Annotated in this window: 10 protein-coding genes; 2 read left to right on the forward strand and 8 right to left on the reverse strand. The window is 69.8% G+C overall.

The features are described from left to right. Positions 1–18: 18 nt before the first annotated feature. From CLV71_RS05205 to CLV71_RS05225, 5 genes are all read right to left on the reverse strand, one after another. Positions 19–960 carry an ABC transporter permease gene (locus CLV71_RS05205; protein ID WP_243866267.1) on the reverse strand — a complete coding sequence of 314 codons (942 nt, stop codon included), beginning with the start codon at positions 958–960 and terminating at the stop codon, positions 19–21. A 92-nt stretch (positions 961–1,052) separates the two neighbouring features. Further along, positions 1,053–2,561 (reverse strand): sugar ABC transporter ATP-binding protein, encoded by a 1,509-nt coding sequence (locus tag CLV71_RS05210; RefSeq protein ID WP_133901874.1) that lies wholly within the window; start codon positions 2,559–2,561, stop codon positions 1,053–1,055. Positions 2,562–2,746: 185 nt separating this feature from the next. After that, positions 2,747–4,786: an N-acetylmuramoyl-L-alanine amidase gene (locus tag CLV71_RS05215; RefSeq protein WP_133901445.1), complete on the reverse strand. Its 2,040-nt coding sequence runs from the start codon at positions 4,784–4,786 to the stop codon at positions 2,747–2,749. 13 nt (positions 4,787–4,799) lie between these two features. Next, entirely contained in the window at positions 4,800–6,287 is a 1,488-nt protein-coding gene (locus tag CLV71_RS05220) for an FG-GAP repeat domain-containing protein (RefSeq protein ID WP_133901446.1), read from the reverse strand. A gap of 35 nt (positions 6,288–6,322) precedes the next feature. Further along, positions 6,323–9,553: a DUF2961 domain-containing protein gene (locus CLV71_RS05225; protein WP_133901447.1), complete on the reverse strand. Its 3,231-nt coding sequence runs from the start codon at positions 9,551–9,553 to the stop codon at positions 6,323–6,325. A gap of 380 nt (positions 9,554–9,933) precedes the next feature. Here CLV71_RS05225 and CLV71_RS48380 point away from each other — a divergent pair, with 380 nt between their 5' ends. Continuing rightward, entirely contained in the window at positions 9,934–11,844 is a 1,911-nt protein-coding gene (locus tag CLV71_RS48380; protein ID WP_208297397.1) for an FG-GAP-like repeat-containing protein, read from the forward strand. 27 nt (positions 11,845–11,871) lie between these two features. Here the strand turns inward: CLV71_RS48380 and CLV71_RS05235 are convergent, their stop codons facing one another. From CLV71_RS05235 to CLV71_RS05245, 3 genes are read right to left on the reverse strand one after another with little or no spacing between them, the layout of a single operon-like run. Beyond that, complete coding sequence (locus tag CLV71_RS05235) at positions 11,872–12,513, reverse strand: response regulator transcription factor (RefSeq protein ID WP_133901448.1); 642 nt, start codon at positions 12,511–12,513, stop codon at positions 11,872–11,874. After that, positions 12,498–13,604 carry a hypothetical protein gene (locus CLV71_RS05240; RefSeq protein WP_133901449.1) on the reverse strand — a complete coding sequence of 369 codons (1,107 nt, stop codon included), beginning with the start codon at positions 13,602–13,604 and terminating at the stop codon, positions 12,498–12,500. The genes CLV71_RS05235 and CLV71_RS05240 overlap by 16 nt, the downstream gene beginning before the upstream one ends. Then, a complete protein-coding gene (locus CLV71_RS05245) occupies positions 13,597–14,664 on the reverse strand; it encodes a sensor histidine kinase (protein ID WP_166663940.1) in 1,068 nt (355 codons plus the stop codon). The genes CLV71_RS05240 and CLV71_RS05245 overlap by 8 nt, the downstream gene beginning before the upstream one ends. Positions 14,665–15,373: 709 nt before the next feature. On the opposite strand from CLV71_RS05245, the gene CLV71_RS05250 reads away from it, so the two are divergent. After that, positions 15,374–16,369 (forward strand): Bug family tripartite tricarboxylate transporter substrate binding protein, encoded by a 996-nt coding sequence (locus CLV71_RS05250; protein ID WP_133901451.1) that lies wholly within the window; start codon positions 15,374–15,376, stop codon positions 16,367–16,369. The last annotated feature ends 54 nt before the right edge of the window (positions 16,370–16,423 follow it).

Genomic DNA, 16,423 nt, shown 5'->3' on the forward strand with positions numbered 1-16,423 from the left:
TCCTTCTTTCCGGTTGTGTCAGACAGTCGGCCGCAGGCGTTGGAGCCCCGCGGCCACGACGATGACGAGCCCCTTGACGAGCAGCTGGACGTTCGGGTCCACGCCGTGGAGGCCGAGGAAGTTGTTGAGCACACCGAGCAACAACGCGCCGGCGACCGTGCCGACGACCGAGCCACGGCCGCCGGACAGGCTGGTGCCACCGATGACGACGGCCGCGATGGCGTCGAGCTCGTAGCCGAACCCGTCGTTGGGGCTGCCCTGGTTGAGCTGGCCCGCGTGCACGATGCCGGACAGCGCGGCGAGGAAGCCGCAGACGCAGAAGACGACGACCTTGACGCGGGTGACCGGCACGCCGGACAGGCGCGCGGCCTTCTCGTTGCCGCCGATCGCGTACACGTGCCGGGAGAACGCGCTGGTGCGCAGGAAGACGATCGCGACGACGGCCACCACCGCGAAGATCAGCGCCGGGATCGGCACCAGACCGTTGAACGTGCGTTCCCCCAGCAGGGAGAACGCGACCGGCGCCTCGCCGGGGTCTTCGCCGTAGGCGATGGCGACGCCCTGACCGCCGGACCAGATGCGGGCGAGGCCGCGGGCGATCTGCATGCCCGCCAGCGTGACGATGAACGCCTGGATGCCGAACAACGCGGACGCGAGTCCCTGGAGGAAGCCGAAGAACGACCCGACGAGCAGGATGATCACGACGGTGGCCGCGACGCCGAGGTCGTCGTCGACCATCAGCACGGCCGAGCCGACCGCGGCGAGCCCGAGCACCGCGCCGACGGACAGGTCGATGCCACCCACGAGGATCACGAACGTCATGCCGACGGCCATGATCCCGATCTCGGACACCGCGCGGACGACGTTGAACAGGTTGTCGCCGGTCAGGAACAGCAGCTCGCCGTCGTAGTGCGGCGAGAACACCACGGCCGCGACGAACACGGCGACCAGGCCGAACAGGCTCTGGAACCGGAAGAGCGCCGCGGTGACGCTCGTGTGTCCCGGCGGCTTCGCGGGAGTCCCGGTGTCGGTGACGTCGTCCTTCGTGGTGGTCACGCCAGTTCTCCCTCGCCCATGGCCGCCGCGAGCAGGTCGGCCTCACCCGCCTGCCTCGTGTCCAGCTCCCGCACGCTCCGCCCGCCCGACAGCACGACGACGCGGTCGCAGACCCCCACCAGCTCGGCCAGCTCCGACGACGCGAGCAGCACGCCGATGCCCTGCTGGGCGGCCTCGCCGAGCAGCTGGTAGATCTCGGCCTTCGCGCCGACGTCCACGCCGCGGGTCGGCTCGTCGAGCAGCAGCAACGCCGGCTCGGTCAGCAGCATCCGGCCGAACACGACCTTCTGCTGGTTGCCGCCGGACAGTGTGCCGACCGCGTCGCCGACCGAACCGAGCTTCACCTTCAGCTCGCGGACGATCCGGATCACGGCGGCGTTCTCCCGGCCACGTGGGACGATGCCCGCCGTGCCGAGTCGATCCACTATGGACACCACGGTGTTCGCGAGGACCGAGTGCTCGATGGCGAGCCCCGCGACCCGCCGGTCCTCCGGCACGAACGCGATCCCGGCCCGCAGTGACCGCCGTGGACTCGTGGGCCGGAACTGCCTGCCCCGGAACAGGATCTCGCCGTGGAGCACGCCGGGCGAACCGGCGCCGTAGAGCGTCTCGAGCAGCTCGGTGCGGCCGGAGCCGAGCAGACCACCGAGCCCGACGATCTCACCACGCCGCACGGTCAGGTCGATGCCAGCCGGCTCCCGCCGCCCCGACCGTTCGCGCCGGGGCGCCACGACGAGGCCGGTGACCCGCAGGACCTCCTCGCCCGCCTCGACCTCCGTGGTGCGGAACATCGTCTGTACCGGGCGGCCCACCATCGCCTCGGCCGCCCGCGCCGCGGTCATCTCGCGGGCGTCGAACTCCGTGACCACCGCACCGTTGCGCAGTACCGTCGCCCGGTCGGCGATCCGGCCGATCTCGTCCATCCGGTGGGAGATGTAGACGATCCCCACACCGGAGCGGCGCAGCTCGGCGATGACCGAGAACATCTGCTCGACCTCGGCGGGCGAGAGCGCGGACGTCGGCTCGTCCATGATCAGGACGCGGGCGTCGAGGGAGAGCGCCTTGGCGATGGTGACCAGCTGCTGCTCGCCGGTCCGCAGCTCCCCGACCGGCCTGCGGGGGTCGAGTGCGACGCCACACAGCGCGAGCAGTTCGGCGGTCACCCGGTTCGTCTGCCGGCGATCGACCGCGTGCAGGCGGTTCCTCGGTTCGCGGCCGAGGAAGATGTTCTCCGCCACCGACAGCGCCGGCACGAGGTCCAGCTCCTGGTGGATCATCGCGACGCCGGCACGCTGTGCCTCCGCCGGTCCGGTGAACCGCCTCGGCTCACCGGCGACGCGGATCTCGCCCGTGTGGTCGGTGACGTCGCCGGACAGGATCCTCATGAGGGTGGACTTGCCCGCGCCGTTCTCGCCGAGCAGCGCGTGCACCTCGCCGGCTCGTACCGTGAAGTCGATGTCGCGGCAGGCGCGGACGCCGCCGTAGGACTTGCTGACGCCGACCATCTCGACCACGTTCTCGCCTGCCGTGCCCGAACCGCCGTGGCTCGGTTCGACGGCGGGGGAAGGCTTCGGCACTCGTCGAGACTGGTGCACCACCGCGGGGTTGTCGTGGAGCGTGGCCGGATCCGGCCACGTGCGGGCCGGGCCGGCGCCCGAGGGCGCCGACCCCTGCCACCGAAACCCCCGCACTACAGCGTGATCTCGCCGTTGAGACCGAAGTACTCGTGCCACTTGGCGCCGCCGAGGAACCCGACGCCGGTGGAGATCGCGGTGAACACGTCGTTGAGCGTGCCCTTCGTGAACGTGACCACGTCGTCCTTCCCGTCGCCGTTGAAGTCGCCGCCGTACGGGAACTCCCCGGCCAGGCCGAAGAAGTCCTGCCACTTCACCGTCGTGCCCGCGAACGACGAGCCGGTCGAGGTCGCCACGTAGACGTCCGCGGCGGCGTTCAGGGTGAACGTGGCGACGTCGTCCCGTCCGTCGCCGTCGAAGTCGCCGATCCTGGGTGCCTCTGCGCCGACGGAGAAGAAGTCGTGCCACTTCACGGAGTTGCCGACGAACCGGGCGCCGTCCGAGAGCGCGACGTAGACGTCTCCCAGGGTGCCCTGGTTGAACACGACGATGTCGTCCCTGCCGTCGCCGTTGAAGTCGCCGACGCCCGGCGTTTCGCCCGCGAGTCCGAAGTAGTCGTGCCACTTCGTCGCCCCGGCGAACGCGGTGCCGGTGGAGAGTGCGACGTAGACGTCCGCGGCGGCGTTGTGGGTGAACGTGATGATGTCGTCCCGTCCGTCGCCGTTGACGTCGCCGACGGCGGGCACCTCACCGTCGAGACCGAAGAAGTCGTTCCACTTCAGCCCCGGCCCGAAGGAGGACCCGTTGGACAGCGCGACGTAGACGTCGTTGAGTGCGCCGTTGGTGAAGGTGACGATGTCGTCCTTCCCGTCCCCGTCGAAGTCGCCGGTCAGCGGGGTCTCGCCGGTCGGGGCGAAGAAGTCGTGCCACTTCACGGCGGTCCCGGCGAACCCGGAACCGTTGGACAGGGCCACGTACACGTCGGCGAGCGGGCCCTGGGTGAAGGTGACGACGTCGTCGCGGCCGTCACCGTTGAAGTCGGTCGACGATCCCGTGTAGACACCGGCCGACCCGCCGCTGTTGACCAGGCTCATGTAGTAGTCCCAGTTCCAGTGCGGCCCGGGGTCGGTGTGGTCGTTGCCCGGCACCTCGTTGTGCCCCATGATGAACTGGCGCGTCTTGGGCAGCCCGTGCCGCTCGCACAGCCACTTCGTCAGCGCCGCGGACGAGCGGTACATCGAGTCGGTGAACCACGACGGGTTGTCCACGAAGCCCTCGTGCTCGATGCCGAGCGCCCTCGAGTTGGCCGACCGCACGTGGTAGGCGGTGTCGCCGTCACGCACCATCTGCGTGATCTCGCCGTCGGACGACCGGACGACGTAGTGCGCGCTGACCTGGGCGTCCGGGTTCTGGAACCAGTTGATGGTGCCCGCGTAGGAGCCCTGGGTGACGTGGATGACGATCAGGTTGATCGCCGCCGAGCGGCCGGGGCTGTAGTTGTTGCCGTTGGCCGGGACCCACAGGGAGTTCGGGTAGTCCATGCCCTGCGCGCTGACCCCGCCCGACGGCGCCTTCTCGTACTCGCCGCGGTCCGGTGCCCGGGTGTAGGGCGCGACCTCGACCGGCTCGCCGTCGGCGGTGCGGGTCTGGATGCCGGACGACAGCAGGTCGTACACCGTGTCCGCGTAGAGCCGGGCGACCGCGGCATCGGTCGCGCCGCCGTACCCCGCCACCACCGGGTACCACGCGGAGATGTCGTCCCGGTCGGCCTGGGTCAGCCCGGCCTTGTCGGCGAAGGCACGCAGCACGGCCGCGCCGCCGCGGATGTTGGCCGTGGTGTCCTTCCGCAGCGCGTCGGTGGACTCGCCGGTGAGCTGGGCCGCCTCCTCGAGAGTGTGCCTGGTCGGGTTGCTCACCAGGTGCATGACGCCGAACCCGTTGTCCTGGCTGGGTTCGCCGTGGTGGCCGTCGAGGTGGGTCTCGCCGTAGCCGACCGCCACGACGAGGTCGCGCGGCACGTCGTACTCCTCGGCCGCGCCCGCGAAGGCCGCGTTCATCGTGCCGTCCTTCGGTGTCGCCCCGGCGTGGCCGGTGACGAGTCCGAATGCGACGGTGAGTGCGACGCCGAGCGCCGCAAACCTGCCTGATCTGGTCATCGCAGCACTCTCCTCAGAGTGTGATTTCGCCGTTGAGACCGAAGAAGTCGTGCCATTTCGCGCCGCCGACGAACCCGGTGCCGGTGGAGAGGCCGACGAACACGTCGTTCAGCGAGCCCCTCGTGAACGTCACGGCGTCGTCCTTGCCGTCGCCGTTGAAGTCGCCCGTGTACGGGAACTCCCCGGCGAGGCCGAAGAAGTCCTGCCACTTCACCGTCGTGCCCGCGAACGACGAGCCGGTCGAGATCGCCACGTAGACGTCCGCGGCGTCGTTCATGGTGAACGTGGCGATGTCCGCCCTGCCGTCGCCGTCGAAGTCGCCGATGCGTGGCTGTTCGCCGCCGGGCGCGAAGAAGTCGTGCCACTTCACGCCCGGCCCGAACGAGGCGCCGTCGGACAGTGCCACGTACGCGTCGGCGAGCGTGCCCTGGGTGAAGGTGACGATGTCGGCCTTGCCGTCGCCGTTCACGTCGCCGACGCCCGGGTACTCGCCGCCCAACCCGAAGTAGTCCTGCCACTTCGCCGACGCGCCGAACGAGGAGCCGTTCGACAGTGCCACGTAGACGTCGGCGAGGGAGTTCCTCGTGAACGTCACGATGTCGTCGAGCCCGTCGCCGTTCACGTCGCCGACCGCGGGCACCTCGCCGCTGAGCGCGAAGAAGTCGTGCCACTTCAGTCCCGGTCCGAACGAGGAACCGTTGGACAGCGCCACGTAGACGTCGTTCAGGCTGCCGTGTGTGAACGTGACGATGTCGTCCTTGCCGTCGCCGTTGAAGTCACCCGTCAGCGGCGTCTCGCTGCCCGGCGCGAAGAAGTCGTGCCACTTCAGTCCCGGTCCGAACGACGAGCCGTTGGACAGCGCCACGTACGCGTCGGCGAGCGTGCCCTGGGTGAAGGCGACGATGTCGTCCTTGCCGTCGCCGTTGAAGTCGGCGGGCGAGCCGGTGAACGACTTGAACCCGCCGACCAGCCCGCGCGCCTCGTCCAGCATCGACTGGGCCTTGGCCTGCGCCTGGTCGTAGCGGTCCGGGCAGCACGACCGCTGCACGCTCTGCGCCAGCTGACCCGCGGTGTACTCCGGGTGCAGGGGGTCGTTGTGCTGTGCCTGGACGAAGAACTGCGTCGCGGCGTAGGAGACGTTCATGATCTGCTCCGGCGTGCCCCAGCCCTGGCTCGGCCGTTGCTGGAACACCCCGAGCGAGTCCTTGTCGCCGCAGTTCAGGTTGTTCATGTGCGACTCGACCCAGCCGGCCTCGAACGCCGCCAGCATCGCCTTCGGCGACACGTTGCGGTCCAGGCCGACCTGGTAGACGACCTTGGTCACGTTCGGGTCGCGGTCGGCGGGGATGCCCGAGCACGCCCGGGGCGACACGGACAGCGGCACGTGGTCGCCGGGTGCGAGCGGGTCGGACTCGGGCGCGGCGACCGCCGGGGCGAGCGAGAGCCCGGTCAGGGTCATGACCATGGCGCTCACCAACGCGCCACGTCTCCACTTTCTCATGGACAGTCCTTTACTCAGCAGGTGTCTCGAGGTGCTCATCTCGGTGCGAGCAGACTGGGGCGGGGTATCTCGGCGACGTGCCCGAAGTCGCTGTGCCACAACGATGCCGGGCCGAACGAGCCGGTGGTGGTCGACAACGCGACCGACACGTCCCCCATCTCCGCGCTGCCGCGCTGGAAGGCCACGATGTCGGCCCGGCCGTCACCGTTGACGTCCGCGAGCCCGGGGAGCTGGTCGGCGCCGGCGAAGTCGTCGTGCCAGCGCCATCCGGTCTGCACGAAGCGGTTGCCGTCGGACAGGGAGACGTACACGTCCGCGGCGTCGCCCCGGGTGAACGTCACGAGGTCGTCGCGCCCGTCGCCGTCGACATCGGCCGCGCCGGCCAGCTCGTCCCCGACCGCGAAGCTGTCGTGCCACTTCACGCCGTCGCCGACGAACGCGGCGCCGGAGGAGAGCGCGACGTACACGTCGGCGGCCGCGCCGCCGGTGAACGTCACGATGTCGGCGCGGCCGTCCCCGTTGAAGTCACCGACCGCGGGCCGTTCGGTGCCGATCGCGAAGTTGTCGTGCCACTTGATGCCGGGGCCGAAACCGTTCCCCGTGGACAGTGCGACGAACACGTCCGCGGCGCCACCCCGGGTGAAGGTCACGATGTCGGCGCGGCCGTCCCCGTCGACGTCGCCCACCGCGGGCACCTCGGCGTCCAGCGCGAAGAAGTCGTGCCACTTCGCCGAAGCGCCGAACGTGCCGTCGGGGTTGGCCAGCGCGACCCACACGTCCGCCGCCTGGCCGCGGGTGAACGTGATGATGTCGGCGCGGCCGTCGCCGTTGACGTCACCGGTCAACGGGACCTCGCCGTCGATGGAGAAGAAGTCGTGGGCCTTGGTCCTCGCGCCGAACGCCGACCCGTTCGACACCGCGGTGAACACGTCGTCGTCGGTGCCCTGCGTGAACAGCACCGCGTCGTCACGCCGGTCGCCGTTCACGTCGCTGACCGTGGGCACCACGGTGGTGGCGCCGACCACCCCCGAGGCCGGACCCGTGTTGCCTGCCGCGTCGACCGCGATCACGCGGTAGTGGCGGGTCGCCTTCGCGGGCAGCGGACCGTGCCGGAAGGACGGCGTGGTCGTGGTCCCGACCAGGTTGCCCGCGGTGACCGGCACCGTCGCGTCCTGCGACGCGTACACCCGGTAGGCCGCGACGGCGACGTCGTCGGTGGCGGGCGTCCAGGTCAGCGTGAGCGCGTGTGCGCGGCCCCCGACGATACTCGGCGTGCCGACGCCGCTCGGCGGGGAGGAGTCGGTGAACGGGCCGACCAGGTTGAGCGCCTGGTACCGCGCGGCGGTCCACTGTGGACCACTGGGTGTGAGCCGGACGGTGACCGACGACCTGCCCGAGGTCAGCGCGGGTGGCAGCGTGAAGTCGTCGTCGAGCCAGCGCTGGACGTTGTTGCCGAGTGCCTGCACCCAGGTGCCCGCGGCGACACCGTCCACGGTGACCGCGGCCGTCTGGTAGGCGGCGCTCTGGTCACTCGTGCGGCGCAGGCGGACGCCCTTGTTGCCCGGGTCGACGGCGAGGCGGAAGCTGACCGCGCCCGCGGTCGCGCGGACCTGGCCGTTGACCGACTCGACGTCGTCGTCGCCCTCGTAGGCGCCGGCCAGCGCGTACTGGGTCGTGGCGGCGGACTCGGTGTAACCGTGGGCCGCGCGGCTGCCCGCGTCGCCGACGGTGATCGTGTCGGTGACGCGGCCGGCGATCTGCGGTGAGGTGTAGAGGAAGGCGGTCGAGCTCTCGAAGACCGGGACGTCGTTCTGCGGCCCGTGCTCGATGCCCATTCGCAGGCCGGTCGTGTAGGACACCGAGTCGCCGAGCTGCAGGCGGTACATCGAGTCGCACTCGCCGCCGCACCCGCTCGCGTTCACGCGGTGGACGGCGTTGCCGGTGAAGACGCCCGAGTACTCGCCCCGGTTGAAGTACCAGCCGGACTCGTAGTAGTCCTCGGTGCCGGTGCCGTGGATCTGCGGGGTCAGCGAGCCGTCGACGTACACCCGCTCGTCGCCCTCGAGGTAGAACCGGCTGGCGGCGGCGTTGCGCACGACCTGCGTGACCCCCACGAACCGGCCGCGGCCGGACTGGTCGGCGAGCATCCAGTCGCGGCCGACGACGGTGTCCCCGGCGCGGGACTGCGTGGTGAAGTACCCCGAGGTGCCGCCTGGGGCGAGCGCGGCGGTCCACCTGCTGTCGGGTGCGTAGGTGATCTCGGCCTGGAGGCCGGTGACCGCGGTGCCGGCCGTGTTGGTGACGGCCAGCGTGGCGGAGTTGGCGAACGGCATGACCCACCAGGCGCTGTACCAGCCACCCGGCGCCGCGTCCATGGCGAACATCAGCGATCGGACGTCGCGTTCGCCGAGGCCGGAGCCGAAGAACTGGCCGAGCGGGGAGTCCACCGTGGTGCGGCCGTCGAAGGTGGCACGCAGGCGCAGGGCGTCGAGGTTCTGCTCGGTGGCGAGGTTGTCCGGAACGCGGATCCGGACGGCGGTGATCGCACCAGGCCCGGTGAGGTTGGCCAGCGTGGCGGTCGGGTTGGGGCTGACCGTGGCGGTGACCGTCGTCGCGCCCGGCTGCGCGAGCTTGGGGTCCTGGCGACCGGCGTTGCGCAGCTTGGTGATCACGTCGGTGGCCTGGTCGGCCGGGTCGAAGCGGGTCACGCCCGTCGCGTCGGTGAGCTCGCGGTAGCCGACGTGGTAGAAGAGGGGGTTGTTGGTGGTCGTGACCAGCATCGAGTCCCGGTAGGGCATGGGGACCTTGATCGTCACGCCGCCGGAGGTCTGGTCGGCGTTGGTGACGAGCGGCCAGACGAACGGCGCACCGAGGTCGCCGTTGACGACCCGCTGCAGGTTCGCGTCGAGGACGGTGACCCCGTCCAGCACGATCCGGATGTTGCCGGTGGCGCTGACGTTCCCGTTGTCGCGGGTGAACCAGATCGACTGGATCTCGCCAGGGCCGCGGTCCTCGGCGATGACGCAGCCGTTGTTGGTGCGCAGACAGGAGTACGTGCCGTCGAACCCGTCGTTGTTGGTGCCGTTGCGGCCGAAGCTGGAGAACTGTTTCGTCTGGGCACCGGTGAGATCGGGCAGCAGGTCGAGGCGGCGATAGGTGTCCCAGCCGGTGCTGGTCGCCGCCGCGGTGACGGCGGCGGTCTGCGTGGGCACTGACAGGCCCAGGGCGACGAGCGTCAGACAGGCGAGGACGACTAGTCGTGACATCGGAAACCTTTCGATCAACCGCTGAGCAGGGGAACGGTCGATACGATGGGTAATCGTTTACCCATCCTGGCCAGTGTCCGACCGGTTCCTTCTTGACGTCAATAGGCTGTACGGCGGTACTAATTCACAACGGCGACCGAGTGCGTGTGTGTGGCGCACGCGTGCGAACGTCTTCTACCGTCCCGATTCCGCTGACTCAACCGCATGGCCGGAAGCGGCCAACCGGCGCGGATGCGTGCCGCATCGTGAATTGGCACCGCCGTTCAGGGGGTTGACGTAAGACGGCAACCGACTGGAGACTGTGGGCCGATGGGGTAAACGATTACTCGACGGTACCGCGTCGACCGTCCTGACCACGCGGTTGATCGAAGGGTGTTCCGATGTCGCGACTTGTCGTTGCCGCCGGTCCGGGACGTGGGATGCGCAGAGGCCCGGTCCTGCTGGCGCTGCTGGTCCTGCTGGCCGGGCTCCTCGTCACACCGGCGGGTGCGGCCCCCGCGCCGCCGACCGTTTCGGCCGGGCAGTTCGTGCGTGTCTACGACCCGTCGGTCGGCGAGACGCAGCAGTGGTACTACAACGACCACACGCTCGTCCGGGACGTCGTGACGGGCACCTGGCACGTCTTCGCGATCACCCATGCCGAGCCGCAGAACCCGCTGGACGAGAAGAGCTTCGGGCACGCGACGGCGCCGTCGCCGAGCGGGCCGTGGACGAAGCGGCCGTTCGCGCTCACCGCGAACCCGGCGGCGGGGGAGAGCCACATCTGGGCGCCGTACGTGCTGTACGACAACGGCCTGTACTACATGTACTACGCGGCAGGCACGCCGGACCACGCCGCCTACCGGATGCACCTCGCGACCTCGACCGACCTCACCACGTGGACGCGCAGCCCGGCCAACCCGCTGTTCGCCGACGGCTTCGACGCCCGCGACCCCATGGTGACGCGGGTCGGGCCGCAGTGGGTCATGTACTACACGGCGAACAGCACCCCGCAGGGCGGCAACCACCAGGTGGCGTACCGGACCTCCGTCGACCTCGTGCACTGGAGCGCGAAGCAGGTGGCGTTCCAGCACCCGGCCTCCGGCACGTCCGGCGGGCCGACGGAGTCGCCGTTCGTGGTGTTCCGCGACGGGTGGTGGTACCTCTCGGTCTGCTGCGAACAGGGGTACAAGGACACCCGTGTCTACCGCAGCCGCGACCCCTTCCACTTCACCGTCAACGACCTCGCGGGCCGGGTCGACGCACACGCGGCGGAGATCGTGACCGAGCCGTCCGGTGCCACGTGGGTGACGGGCGCGGGCTGGAACCAGGGTGGGCTCTACCTCGCGCCGCTGTCGGTCAACCCGGCACAGACGAACGTCTTCCTCGGCTCGTCCGCGGACTTCGACGGCGACGGGCGCGACGACGTCGTGACGTTCACCCTGGACCCGCTGGCCGACGTGTACGTCGCACTGTCCTCCGGGGCGGGTTTCACCGGCACGTCGGCGAAGTGGCACGACTTCTTCGCGCTGTCCGGCGAGACCCCGCTGACGGGCGACTTCGACGGCGACGGGCGCGACGACGTCGTGACGTTCACGCACGGCGCGTCCGCGGACGTGTTCGTGGCGCTGTCCACCGGCACCTCGTTCGGCGCGTCCGCCAAGTGGCACGACTTCTTCTCACTCGACGGCGAGGTGCCCGCCGTCGGCGACGTGAACGGCGACGGCCGCGACGACATCGTGACGTTCACCCACAACTCGCTCGGCGACGTCCACGTCGCCCTGTCCACGGGTTCGTCCTTCCAGCCCGCGGGGATCTGGCACGACTGGTTCGGGATCGCGGGTGAGTCGCCGAGTGTGGCGGACGTCAACGGGGACGGCCGCGACGACATCGTGACGTTCACCCAGGGCGGCCTGGCCGACGTCTACGTGGCGCTGTCGACGGGAACGGGCTTCGGGGTGTCCCAGAAGTGGCACGAGCAGTTCGCGATGGGGCTGACCGACCCCCGGCTCGGCGACGTGAACGGCGACGGTCGGGCGGACCTGCTCCAGTTCTCCCGCGAGGGCGTCGTGAGCGTCGCGTTGTCGACGGGCTCCTCCTTCGCGCCCGCCGTGCGCTGGCACGACTTCTTCGCGCCGCAGGGCGAGTTCCCGTACGTGGGCGACTACAACGGCGACGGCCGGGACGACATCGTGACGTTCACCCACCTGCCGAGCGCGGACGTCTACGTGGCGCTCTCGACCGGCACGGGCTTCGGTCCCGGTCCGAAGTGGCACGACTACTTCGGCCTGCCGGGGGAGATCTCGCTGTGAGGGAAACGGTGTGACGTAGGGATTCCCTCACAGGTCGTCGATGGTGATCAGGCCGTCCTGGAGAGCACGGGCCATCAGGGCGGCCTTGGTGGGCGCGGGCCGGCCCACCTTGGCGTACTTCAGCCGGACGCGGTCGAGGAAGGTGCCGACCGTGCGCACGGAGACACCGGCGCGTCGCGCCACCTCCTGTTTGGACTCGCACTGGAACCACAGGGTCAGCACCTCCTCCTCGCGGTCGGAGAGCCTCGGCTGGCCCTGGTCGCGGTTGGCGACCATCGCCCCCGCCAGCGACGGGGGCAGGTAGGGGCGGTCCTCGGCGGCGGCCAGGATGGTCCCGATCAGGTGGTCGTGGCCCTCCGCCTTGGTCAGGACCGCGAAGGCACCCAGCTCGATGCATGACAGTGCGATGTCCTCGTCCTCGCACATCGTGTAGACGATGACCTTCCTACCGTCGTCCACCAGGCGTTTGAGTGACGGGCGGTAGGGGAGGTCCCCCAGGACGAGGTCCAGGATCACGATGTCGGAGGCGCGCCCCCGCTCGGTGAACGCGACCTCGACGTCCGGCCCGGACGCGACCACGTGGATCGGCGGGACGCTGCCGGCGAGCCAGGCGGAGATGCCCGCGACGACCGCGGGGTGGTCGTCGACGACTGTCACGGTGATCGCCATGATGTCTCCGTCCAGACTCCGTGGTCGGTGGTCGACTCGGTCACGGTCACGTGCTCGGTTCGGGGGCCGGCGACCGGCGGGTCGGGGCGCGGGCAGGTCAGGCTCACGCGTACCCGCCGGTTAGTCCACAGCAGCGTGACCCGCGCGGTGGCGCGGCTCGCCATCAGCGTTTCCGCGATGGGTGCCAGCAGCTCGTGCCGCACGACGTCGGGCAGCGTTCGCGGGGTGCCGCGCACGGAGAGGTGGACGTGCACGCCGTGCCGTTCGGCGACGTCGATGAAGGCCGTCAGCTCGTGGGCCAACCGGTCGACCACGTCCGCGGACTCGCTGAACAGCCGGCGCATCCGGCCTGCGTCGACCGCACAGCGGTGTCGGATCGACGGGTCGCGTGGGTCCAGCGCACCGCTCGCCAGTCCGCGCAGCAACGGCACCGTGGTGTGTCGGAGGTCTGCGTAGCGGCGTTCGTGCTCGGCGAGGGAGGCGGCCGCGGCGGCTTCCCTGACCCGCAGCCGCTCGCTGGCTGCCGAGCTCCTGGCCGAGGTGCGGGCGATGATCCGGATGAGGTTCGCGGTCATGGCGACGCCGAACTGGAAGCCGGTGACGGAGATCGTGACGACTCCCATCCTCGTCAGGTCCGGCAGCGACCCGACGGCGAGCACGGGCCCCACGGACACGGCCGCGTGCACCAGGAGGAACAGCCCGAGCCTGACCAGTGCGACGTCGAAGAGCAGCGCGATGCCGTACCAGCCGACCAGTCCGAAAGACCAGTGCTCGGCGCGTGGCGCACCCTCCGCGGGCAGGGACGCCGACATCGCGACGGAGCACGCCAGCAGCACCACGACACCGGCACCCACCACGACCGCAGGCGGTGAGACGCGCCGCAGGCGGTACACCGCGCACACGACACCCACGAGCGCCAGGACCGCGTAGACGGCCGCGTAGATCGGTCGGAACCCGGGAAGTCGCGTCTGGGCGAGGAATTCCGGTCCGCCGAGCGCGAACTGGACGCAGACGGCGACCGCGAGGAGAACCATGCGGGCGATCTCGAGCAGTGGCCGTTCCACCGGGATCGCTTCCGGCAGATCAGGCATTCGGCCACGTCCAGACGATCGTGGTGCCGGTCCCCGGCACGGAGTGGACGTCCGCCCGACCACCGGCCGCGGTCATCCGCGCCTGGATCGAGTAGGCCAGTCCACACCGGTGCAGTGGCACGTCCTCCTGGCGGAATCCCGGGCCCCGGTCCTGCACCTGCACGTGCAAGGACTCGTCGTCCACACGCGCGCTGATCCTCGGTCTTCGGTCGGACGTGTGCCTGCGGATGTTCTCGAGCGCCTCGCGCACACCGTCGAAGACCGCGAGACCGGCGTCCGCGGGCAACACCACGCGTGGCGGGATGTCGAGTGACACGTTCATGCCACGGAACGCGGTCAGCGAGTCGAGCAGCTCGCTCAGGTCGACGTGGCCGCTCGGGTCGGGAGGTGGCGCGGCGAGGCGGGCGAGGTCCCGACCCGCCTGTTCCCGCAACCAGGTCAGGTCGTCCGAGTCGGTCCTGGACACCATCAGCAGCGTCGTGCTCGCGGTGTCGTGGAGGGTCGCGAGCATCGCGCGTTCGGTGGCCCTGCGGGCCTGCGCGACCGACGCGGCGACCTTGTGCCTCGCGGCACGGTCGATCGCGTCGTCGCTGGTGCGGGCCGCCCGCCTGGCGAGCGACAGGCCCACGCGAACCAGTGTCGCCTGGACGAGTAGCCGGACGCCGTCCGCCACCGCCGGACCGCCACCGGCGAGCCATGACCCGCCGCAGAACCCGAGCACGCCGAGAACGGTGATACCGCCGGCGGTCCACGGTGTCGCGGGCCATTCGAAGTGGCACGTCGCCGACGCGATGGACACGACGGCGAAGATCCACGCACTGGGCTGCTTCGGTCCGATGACCACCTGGCTCAGGCCGACCAGCGTGATCACCACCGCGTTGACCGCCTGGAACACTCGCTGTGGCCGGTGGTGCCAATGGCTCTGGAGCACCGGCAGCACGGTGACCGTCACGACGACGAGTACCGCGAGAGGAAGAACGCGCGCCGGCGTGGTGAGCAGGCCGAGCGCGCCGCACGAACCGGCCACTGTGGCACGCAGGCGTGGCGTGTAACGACTCACGACACGTTCGAGCTGGCGGGTGCACGGTCCGTCTGACACTTCTCGTCGGGCGCCTATTGGTGACGTTTCCACGGAGAGGCGCGCAGTGGTGAGTGGGCGGCCGGACATAGGGGTGATGTTACGCAGTAACGTCAATTCCTGGGACCCGAGTCACCTCGGGTCATGCGGCCGGTTCTTGTCCGGTGGGCGCGAGGTTTCCTTGCAGTCGCAACGAGTATGTCCGGAACCTGCCAGGCCGTCCGGCCGGTCGGACGCCCCTCGGCCGAATCCGAAGAATTCACAGGTTAAGTGCATTTCGACAGTTGAGGAATAGTGTCGGAGGCGACGGAAATCGATTCGGTGGCGGTGCGGGATCGTCTGTGGAACGAGCAGTGGGTGGAGTGCCTCTCCTCGTGTCCACCGTGGACAGCGAGGGCCCGGGTGGAGACCGGACGGCGACGAGTCCCGGGCTGGGGTGCGCTGGGGTGGTCGTCGACGGCCGCGTCCGGCCGGTGCACCCCTCGTCGCCGCCGTCGGCGCGGTCCCGGCGCCTGCCCGCCGACGGTATCGTCGAGGGTGTCCGAAAGTTGTCGATCGGGTAGTTGCGATCGGCGAGATGCTGTGTGGCGTAAAGGACAAGCTCTGTCCGTCAAACCCTTGATTATCTTCCCGAACAGTCCAATGATCTACCCGGCGCCCGAAGACTGGTGCTCCAAAAGGGAGAATCGAGATGCGCAAGAAGGCCGTGACGGCCGCGATCGCTGCTGTGGCACTGTTCGCGCCGGTCGGTTGTGACGCCGCGGACGCGGGAGACGCGACCTCCGGCGAGCCAAGGCGGGTGGAGGTGGTGTGCCACACCAAGCCCGGCGGCGGCAGCGACGTCTACGTCCGGGGCATCCTCAAGATCATGTACGACGAGAAGGTGATCTCGGCGAACTGGCCGGTGCGCAACGTGGCGGCGGGCGACGGGATCGGCGCCATGTCCTTCCTCGCGGCGCAGCAGGGCAGGAACAACGAGATCGCGCAGATGACCCCGACCTGGATCGTGACCCCGATGACCGTGAAGGGCAGCGCGGTGTCGGTGGACAAGCTCACCCCGATCGCCGGGCTGTCCACCGAGCCGACCGTGGTCGCGGTCCGGCCCGACGAGCCGTACGACACGTTCTCCGACTTCGTCGACGCGGCGAAGGACAAGCCGAACGAGCTGACCCAGACCGGCGGCTCGACCACCGCCAGCGACTCGCTGATGGGCCTGGCACTGCAGAAGTCCACCGGGGCCAAGTGGAAGTACCTGTCGTTCGAGGACACCGGCTCGCGGCTCACCGCGCTGCTGCGTGGCGACGCGGACGTCATGTTCGGCAGCCCCGGCGACTTCAGCGAGCAGGTGGCCGCCGGCAAGCTCAAGGTGATCACGGTCCTGGACAAGCAGAAGGTCTCGATGTACCCGGACGCACCCACCGCGGACGAGCTCGGCATCTCCCTCGACGGCCTGCCGCTGCAGTTCCGCGGGATCCTCGGCGCGCCCGACATGAGCAAGGAGACCGTCGCCTACTACGAGCGGACCTTCAAGAGAATGCTCGAGACCGACGAGTGGAAGAAGTACGCGCAGGAGAACGGTCTGGTGACCGACTACCGGGACAGCAAGGATTTCGGGGCGTACCTCACCGACCAGCGCAAGGTGCTCGGCGGCCTGCTCGAGGACCTCGGCCTCCGGAAGGACCGTTGACGCGCGGACGACCCGTCCGAGTCCACCATCCGCCTCCGGCCACCGGAGGCGGAT

The organism is Actinophytocola oryzae (assembly GCF_004364325.1).
Lineage (GTDB): Bacteria > Actinomycetota > Actinomycetes > Mycobacteriales > Pseudonocardiaceae > Actinophytocola > Actinophytocola oryzae.

Excerpts from the sequence above, each read along its gene's own strand:
- CLV71_RS05215 (WP_133901445.1), bottom strand. The coding sequence starts at position 4,786 with ATGACCAGATCAGGCAGGTTTGCGGCGCTCGGCGTCGCACTCACCGTC.
- CLV71_RS48380 (WP_208297397.1), top strand. The coding sequence starts at position 9,934 with ATGTCGCGACTTGTCGTTGCCGCCGGTCCGGGACGTGGGATGCGCAGA.
- CLV71_RS05220 (WP_133901446.1), bottom strand. The coding sequence starts at position 6,287 with ATGAGAAAGTGGAGACGTGGCGCGTTGGTGAGCGCCATGGTCATGACC.
- CLV71_RS05240 (WP_133901449.1), bottom strand. The coding sequence starts at position 13,604 with ATGCCTGATCTGCCGGAAGCGATCCCGGTGGAACGGCCACTGCTCGAG.
- CLV71_RS05210 (WP_133901874.1), bottom strand. The coding sequence starts at position 2,561 with ATGGTCGGCGTCAGCAAGTCCTACGGCGGCGTCCGCGCCTGCCGCGAC.
- CLV71_RS05235 (WP_133901448.1), bottom strand. The coding sequence starts at position 12,513 with ATGGCGATCACCGTGACAGTCGTCGACGACCACCCCGCGGTCGTCGCG.
- CLV71_RS05250 (WP_133901451.1), top strand. The coding sequence starts at position 15,374 with ATGCGCAAGAAGGCCGTGACGGCCGCGATCGCTGCTGTGGCACTGTTC.
- CLV71_RS05225 (WP_133901447.1), bottom strand. The coding sequence starts at position 9,553 with ATGTCACGACTAGTCGTCCTCGCCTGTCTGACGCTCGTCGCCCTGGGC.